Origin of the sequence: Hydrogenophaga sp., assembly GCF_030656115.1 — a bacterium.
Taxonomy (GTDB): Bacteria; Pseudomonadota; Gammaproteobacteria; order Burkholderiales; family Burkholderiaceae_C; genus Hydrogenophaga.
Genome location: NZ_JAUSOO010000160.1, coordinates 1 through 6,912, shown reverse-complemented (window position 1 = coordinate 6,912; position 6,912 = coordinate 1). Strand labels below are relative to the sequence as shown.

Below are 6,912 nucleotides of genomic sequence, written 5' to 3'. Positions count from 1 at the left end.
CTGCCCGAGCACACCACCATCCACTGGCACGGTCAGCGTCTGCCCAGTGGCATGGACGGCGTCGGGGGTCTGAACCAACGCGCGATTCCCGTGGGCAAGACCTTTGTGTATGAATTTGAGGCGCGGCGACCCGGCACCTTCATGTACCACCCGCATGCGGACGAGATGGTGCAGATGGCCATGGGCATGATGGGCATGTGGGTGACCCACCCCAAAACCAAGCATCCTCACATCAGCGACGTGGACCGGGACTTCTGTTTCCTGCTCAATGCGTTTGACGTGGAGCCCGGTAGCAAGACACCCAAGGTCAACACCATGACCGACTTCAACATCTGGTGCTGGAACAGCCGGGTGTTCCCGGCCATCGACACGCTGAACGTGCGCCTGAACGACCGCGTGCGCATCCGGGTGGGCAATCTCACCATGACCAATCACCCGATCCACCTGCACGGACACGAGTTTCTGGTCACGGGCACGGACGGTGGTCCGACGCCACCCAGCACGCGCTGGTACGAGGTCACTACCGATGTGGCCGTGGGCCAGATGCGCCAGATCGAGCTGATCGCCGACGAAGAAGGCGACTGGGCCATGCACTGCCACAAGAGCCACCACACCATGAACGCCATGGGGCACGATGTGCCCACCATGATCGGCGTGGACCACCGCGGCCTGGTCAAGAAGATCCAGAAAGTCGCACCCGACTACATGCTGATGGGCGAGCGTGGCATGGCCGACATGGGTGAGATGCAGATGGCCATTCCCGACAACACGGCGCCGATGATGACCGGCACCGGCCAGTTCGGGCCGCTGGAAATGGGTGGCATGTTCACGGTCTTCAAGGTCCGCAAGGACCAGAAAACGGGCGACTACAAAGACCCGGGCCCGTACAAGTTCCCCGAGGGAACCGTGGCCTACGAATGGAACGGCGCACTTCCCCCGACACCACGCCCTGCGGCCAGCGCTGACACGACACCGGCCGCCGCCACGGCGATCAAACCCACCGTCAAAGGCATGTCCCACTGAAATGGCCCATTGCCCGTCTCACCACTGTTTTTCCTCAACCGTTTCCCCAACCAAAACCCCAAGGACAACCATGAAATCCGTCAAGTTCAACTTCGCTTCCCGCGCTGGCTTTGTTTTCGCTGCTGCAGCATTGGCCGCATCGGCTGCTTTCGCTGGTGGCACCCATGGCGGTGGGCACGATGAATCGCCCATCGGCGAACCGGGTGTCGCAGCCAACGTCACGCGCACGATCGAGGTGGACGCGGCCGACAGCATGCGGTTCACGCCGTCGAACGTGTCGGTGAAGAAGGGCGAGACCATCCGTTTTGTCATCAAGAATTCCGGCAAGGTGCCGCACGAGTTCAGCCTCGGCACGGAAAAGGAGCTCAAGGAGCACTACGAGGTCATGAAGAAGTTCCCGACCATGGAGCACGAAGAAGCCAACAAGATCTCGCTCAAGCCTGGCAAACAGGGTGAAGTGATCTGGCGCTTCACCAAGCCCGGTGTGGTGAACTTCGCCTGCTTGCATGTGGGCCACTACGAGGCCGGCATGAAGGGCCAGGTCAAGGTGGCAGCCAAGTAAGCAGCTATCCGATCATCACAACCTCCACCCAACGACACAAGGATTCAAGATGAAACTGCGACTGGTTCTGAGCGCAACCGCACTGGCCTTCACGGCCATTGCAGCCAACCCCGTGTTCGCTCAAATGAACATGGACCACAGCAAAATGGGCATGGCGGGCATGGCGGGCATGCCCAGCATGACCGATGGTGAAGTCCGCAAGATCGACAAGGACGCCGGCAAGATCACCATCAAGCACGGTGAAATCAAGCACATGGACATGCCCGGCATGACCATGGTCTTCGTGGCCAAGGACAAGGCCTTGCTGGACAAGACCAGCGTCGGTGCCAAGATCCAGTTCATGGTCACGAACGAGAACGGGCAGATGACGGTGACGGACATCCAGCCAGTGAAGTGATCCTGCGTTTTCAGCGTCTCCGTTTGGCTGCGGCTGTTCTTGCTCTGGCAGGGATTGCCGCAGCTTTTTTCTGGGGGCCATCTGCGGACTTCTTCCGGTCAGATCCCATCGGGCTGCTTCGCCCGGATGACGTCGTGATACTCAAGCAGGGTGCGCTGATCTACCAGGCCCGGTGCGCCAGTTGCCATGGCGTGACGCTGGAGGGGCAGGCCAACTGGCGAGAACGGGGTGCCGATGGTCGCTTGCCGGCGCCTCCCCACGACGGGAGCGGCCACACCTGGCACCACTCGGACGATGTGCTGATTCGCATCACCAAGGAAGGGGTGGCGAAGGCCGTTGGAATGCCCGACTACGCCACCAACATGCCCGCCTTTGGCGATTCGCTCAGCGATGCCGACATCGTGGCGGTTCTGTCCTGGATCAAGTCGCAGTGGTCACCAGAGACCCGGCGCCACCACAACGACATCAATCTCCAGGCCCAGCAGCAGTCGCCACGCTGAACCTGACTTTTTTGTCATCTCCGGGTCATCTTGGCGACCTGGGTCGATTCCTACAGTGACTCCATGGCATCTCGCCATGCGCTCCGTCACGAAAGGAAATCGATATGTCCACCTTGATCCGAACCCTTCTGGCCGTGGCTGTCGCTGGTGCGGCGTTCTCTGCCGCAGCACAGCAAGCAGCAGACCACACCCAGCACCACCCGTCCACCCCGGCAGCCAGCGGCACGACCCAGCAGGCTACACCTCAGGCCGGTATGCCCATGGGCATGTCGTCGATGCCGCAGATGCAGGAACACATGCAGCAGCACATGACCACCATGCAGGCGCTGCGCGCCAAGATGGCGGCGGCCAAAACGCCGGCCGAACGCCAGTCTCTGATGGCAGAACACATGCAGGCGATGCAAGAAGGAATGGACATGATGAAAGGCGTGAAGTCCATGGGTGGCATGTCTGGAATGCAGGGAATGGGGGCTCCCGGCGCCGTTACACCGGACATGACCCAGCGGCATCAAATGATGGAGATGCGCATGGACATGATGCAGAACATGATGGAAATGATGATGCAGCGCATGCCGCAGTCGCCGTCCAGTACCGGTGCCCAGTGACCACGGCGACGTTCTGACGCTGTACCAGTTTTCATATCCAGTTCAGGAGATTGTGTGATGTCGATGTATTCCCGGCGGCAGTTTCTGAGCGGCGCGGGTGCTCTGGGTGCTGCGACAGCCTGCCCAGGCATCTGGGCGGCCACAGTTGCCCAGTCAGGCCTGTCTTCCGACGAGATCCTTCGCCTTGAAACACAGGCGGCGGGCTTCTCCAACCCCTTGCGACTTCCGGGAAGCAGCGGTCTTTTTGGTGTTCTACCCGCAACAGACTTCAAGGAAGTCCATGTGGTCCGCAGCGAGATCGAGGTGCTGCCGGGTCAGCGCACACCTATCCTAGCCTACGCCGTGGAATCGCGTGGCAAGAAGTTCCTCAACCCGGCGCTTCTGGCCCGCCGTGGCGACGAGATGCGGGTGAAGCTGATCAATCACATTGATCAACCGACGGTCATTCACTGGCATGGCCTGAGTGTCGATTCTCGCAACGACGGCAATGGCCTCAACGTCGTGGCGCCGGGTCAGAGCATGGACTACGCGTTCGCCTTGCAGGACCGGTCGTCGATGTACTGGTACCACCCCCACGCCCACGGATACATCCCTCAGCAGGCCTATCACGGCCTGGCCAGCCTGCTGTTCGTCGAGGACGACGACGAAGCCGCCCTGCGCAAGGAGCTGGCGCTGGCGTTGGGTGAATCCGAAATCCCGCTGGTGCTGCAGGACAAGGAGTTCGATGCCCAAGGACGTCTCCAGTACGCGCCCAGCGCCGCCCAAGCCTTCGGTGGCTGGGTGGGCAGCCGGCTGATGGTCAACCTGACCGAGCGCCCGCACATGAAGGCCGGGCGTCGCATCGTTCGTTTTCGCATCCTCAACGGCAGCAACGCGCGCAGCTACCGGCTCGCGTTCCTGCAGGACGGCAAAGCGCTCGGCTTCTACCTGGCGGGCACGGATGGCGGCCTGCTTGCGCAGCCCTTGCGCATCGATCAGACCTTCCTTTCCCCGGGCCAGCGGCTGGATGTGCTGGTGGATTTTCGAGAAGCCAACCCCACCCGCCCGGTGACCCTGGCGTCCTTGCCCTTCGACCCGATGCACCAGGAGGGGGGGCACGACATGGCCACGATGGACCACAGCCAGCATGGTGCGACACAAGGCGCAGCCGCGCTCGCAGCGATGGCCATGGAAGGCGATGCACGGGCGCTGATGCGTATCGACCTGGCGCCGTCCAGCACACCATACGACCGCCGTCTGCCTGCGCGCCTGTCTAGCCTCTCCGCTCCGGTTGAACCGGCGGGCGCGGCGCGGCGCATGCAACTGGGCCACGATGGCAAGGGCCACTGGACGATCAACGGTGGGGTGTACGACCATACCGCTGTCCCATTGACTGTCCAGCGGGGCGCGCGTGAAACCTGGCGGATCGAGAACGCTGAACGCAGCATGCCGCACCCCATGCACCTGCACGGTTTCTCGTTCCGGGTGCTCGAACGTCTGGGCAGTCCAGCGCCGGTTCGCTCCCTGGCCGGTGCACGCGGCCTGCTGCCTCAGGACCAGGGCGTGGTCGACACCCTGCAGGTGTGGCCGGGTGAATCCGTGCGGATCGCCATCGACTTTTCGCATCCGCACCAAGGCGATCAGGACTACGTCTTTCACTGTCACACGCTTGAACACGCCGAGGCGGGAATGATGATGCGGTACGCGGTCAAAGCCTAGCCAACGGAGCACCAGACACCATGAACCACGATGACAACGAACCCCATGTGCATTCCTTCTGGCGGCGCCCAGCCGGCATGGCGCTGGCGACGGCTGCATTGATCGCAGGGTTTTACATGCTGCGCGAGCACTGGGGCCATGTCCTGGGCTACTGGCCCTACCTGCTGTTGCTGGCCTGTCCGCTGATGCACCTGATGCATGGACACGGTCATGGAGGACATGGTCGGCACCCGCAGACACCCGGTCGCACCCAGGACGACAAGCAATAGGCCCATGAATATCACCACACACCAACACCACAGAAGCGGCACCCCGCCGACCGTGCCCGACTCGCCCACCGATCTCAAGGACCCGGTGTGCGGCATGAAGGTCACGGCGCAGTCGGCGCACACGCTGAAGCGCGAGGGGCGGCCCTACTACTTCTGCAGTGCCAAGTGCCAGGGCAAGTTCGCAGCCAACCCGCTGCAGTACCTTGTGTCCACGGCGACTGCAGTTTCAGCGCCAGCGGCCGCCGACACGGTCTACACCTGCCCGATGCACCCGGAGATTCGCCAGGACCATCCGGGCAATTGCCCCAAGTGCGGCATGACGCTGGAGCCCTTGCTGCCGGAACTTGATAACGACAACAACCCCGAATTGCGCGATTTCCAGCGCCGCTTCTGGTGGACGCTGCCGCTGACCGCCGGGGTCTTTGTGCTCGCCATGTTTGGCCACCGCCTCCAGTGGATGGACATGTCCGTGCAGAGCTGGGTCGAGTTGGTCTTGTCCATTCCCATTGTGCTGTGGGCCGGCTGGCCGTTCTTCTCGCGTGGCTGGCAATCGGTGATGAACCGCAGTCCCAACATGTGGACCTTGATCGGGCTGGGCACGGGAGCCGCATTTGCCTACAGCGTGGTCGCGACGGTCACGCCACAGGTGTTCCCGGACTCGTTCATCTCCATGGGCCGCGTCGCCGTGTACTTCGAGGCCGCCGCCGTGATCATTTCGCTCACTCTGTTGGGCCAGGTGCTCGAACTCAAGGCCCGGTCGCAGACCTCGGCGGCCATCAAGTCGCTGTTGGGGTTGGCGCCCAAGACGGCCCGCCGCATCCGCGCCGACGGCACCGAAGAGGACGTGCCGCTGACCCATGTGCACGTAGGTGACGTGCTGCGCGTGCGGCCCGGCGAAAAAGTGCCGGTGGACGGCGAGGTGACCGAAGGCGGCAGTGCGGTCGATGAATCCATGCTCACGGGCGAGCCGATGCCGGTGGCCAAACGGGTGGGCGACAAGGTGATTGGTGCCACGCTCAACACCAGCGGCGCGCTGGTGATGCGCAGTGAGCGCGTGGGCGCGGCCACCATGCTGTCGCAGATCGTGCAGATGGTGGCCCAGGCACAACGCTCCCGGGCACCGATGCAGCGCATGGCCGACGTGGTGGCGGGCTACTTCGTCGTCACGGTGGTGGGCATTGCCTTGCTGACATTCTTCGGCTGGGGGCTGTTCGGCCCCGAGCCGCGCTGGGTGTTCGGCCTGATCAACGCGGTGGCGGTGCTGATCATTGCCTGTCCCTGCGCCCTGGGTCTGGCCACTCCCATGTCCATCATGGTCGCGACCGGTCGGGGCGCCACGCATGGCGTGCTGTTCCGGGATGCCGCGGCGATCGAGAACATGCGCAAGATCGACACCCTGATCATCGACAAGACAGGTACATTGACCGAAGGTCGCCCGACGTTCGATAGCGCCATTCCCGCGACCGGTTTTGACGCCGACGAGGTGCTGCGCCTGGCCGCCAGCCTGGACCAGGGCAGCGAGCACCCGCTGGCCGACACCATCGTGCGTGCCGCCCGCGAACGCGGCATGGTGCTGGACAAACCCGAGAACTTCGAGTCTGGCACGGGCATCGGCGTGCGTGGCCAGGTGGCTGGGCGCCAGTTGGCGCTGGGCAACACCGCGCTGATGGAGCAGATGGGCGTCTCGGTCGCGGCGCTGGTGCCGCAGGCCGAGGCTTTGCGCGCAGAAGGTGCCAGCGTGATGCACCTGGCTGTTGATGGACAGCTGATGGGCCTGTTGGCAGTGTCCGATCCGGTCAAGGCCAGCACACCGGAGGCCTTAGCCACCCTCAAGGCATCCGGTCTGCGCATCGTGATG

At 63.1% G+C, this 6,912-nt stretch carries 8 protein-coding genes; all 8 read left to right on the top strand.

Annotated elements, in window-relative coordinates:
* Positions 1 to 1,023: multicopper oxidase domain-containing protein (locus Q7J58_RS21055; RefSeq protein WP_304831829.1), on the top strand; the 1,023-nt coding region annotated here is incomplete at its 5' end.
* Between the two features lie 70 nt (positions 1,024 to 1,093).
* Entirely contained in the window at positions 1,094 to 1,585 is a 492-nt protein-coding gene (locus tag Q7J58_RS21050) for a cupredoxin family protein (protein ID WP_105730805.1), read from the top strand.
* Between the two features lie 49 nt (positions 1,586 to 1,634).
* Positions 1,635 to 1,982 carry a copper-binding protein gene (locus Q7J58_RS21045; protein WP_304831828.1) on the top strand — a complete coding sequence of 116 codons (348 nt, stop codon included), beginning with the start codon at positions 1,635 to 1,637 and terminating at the stop codon, positions 1,980 to 1,982.
* A 134-nt stretch (positions 1,983 to 2,116) separates the two neighbouring features.
* On the top strand, positions 2,117 to 2,482 hold the full coding sequence (locus Q7J58_RS21040) for a cytochrome c (protein ID WP_304831827.1): 366 nt from the start codon (positions 2,117 to 2,119) through the stop codon (positions 2,480 to 2,482).
* A gap of 104 nt (positions 2,483 to 2,586) precedes the next feature.
* Positions 2,587 to 3,087 carry a hypothetical protein gene (locus Q7J58_RS21035; RefSeq protein WP_304831826.1) on the top strand — a complete coding sequence of 167 codons (501 nt, stop codon included), beginning with the start codon at positions 2,587 to 2,589 and terminating at the stop codon, positions 3,085 to 3,087.
* Between the two features lie 57 nt (positions 3,088 to 3,144).
* Positions 3,145 to 4,785 (top strand): multicopper oxidase domain-containing protein, encoded by a 1,641-nt coding sequence (locus Q7J58_RS21030; protein ID WP_304831825.1) that lies wholly within the window; start codon positions 3,145 to 3,147, stop codon positions 4,783 to 4,785.
* A 20-nt stretch (positions 4,786 to 4,805) separates the two neighbouring features.
* Positions 4,806 to 5,054: a DUF2933 domain-containing protein gene (locus Q7J58_RS21025; protein ID WP_304831824.1), complete on the top strand. Its 249-nt coding sequence runs from the start codon at positions 4,806 to 4,808 to the stop codon at positions 5,052 to 5,054.
* A 4-nt stretch (positions 5,055 to 5,058) separates the two neighbouring features.
* The coding region (locus tag Q7J58_RS21020; RefSeq protein ID WP_304831823.1) for a heavy metal translocating P-type ATPase at positions 5,059 to 6,912 on the top strand (1,854 nt) is incomplete at its 3' end.

What these genes read in the sequence shown, in the direction of transcription:
- Q7J58_RS21050 (WP_105730805.1), top strand. Translation starts at nt 1,094, where the DNA reads ATGAAATCCGTCAAGTTCAACTTCGCTTCCCGCGCTGGCTTTGTTTTC.
- Q7J58_RS21025 (WP_304831824.1), top strand. Translation starts at nt 4,806, where the DNA reads ATGAACCACGATGACAACGAACCCCATGTGCATTCCTTCTGGCGGCGC.
- Q7J58_RS21045 (WP_304831828.1), top strand. Translation starts at nt 1,635, where the DNA reads ATGAAACTGCGACTGGTTCTGAGCGCAACCGCACTGGCCTTCACGGCC.
- Q7J58_RS21030 (WP_304831825.1), top strand. Translation starts at nt 3,145, where the DNA reads ATGTCGATGTATTCCCGGCGGCAGTTTCTGAGCGGCGCGGGTGCTCTG.
- Q7J58_RS21035 (WP_304831826.1), top strand. Translation starts at nt 2,587, where the DNA reads ATGTCCACCTTGATCCGAACCCTTCTGGCCGTGGCTGTCGCTGGTGCG.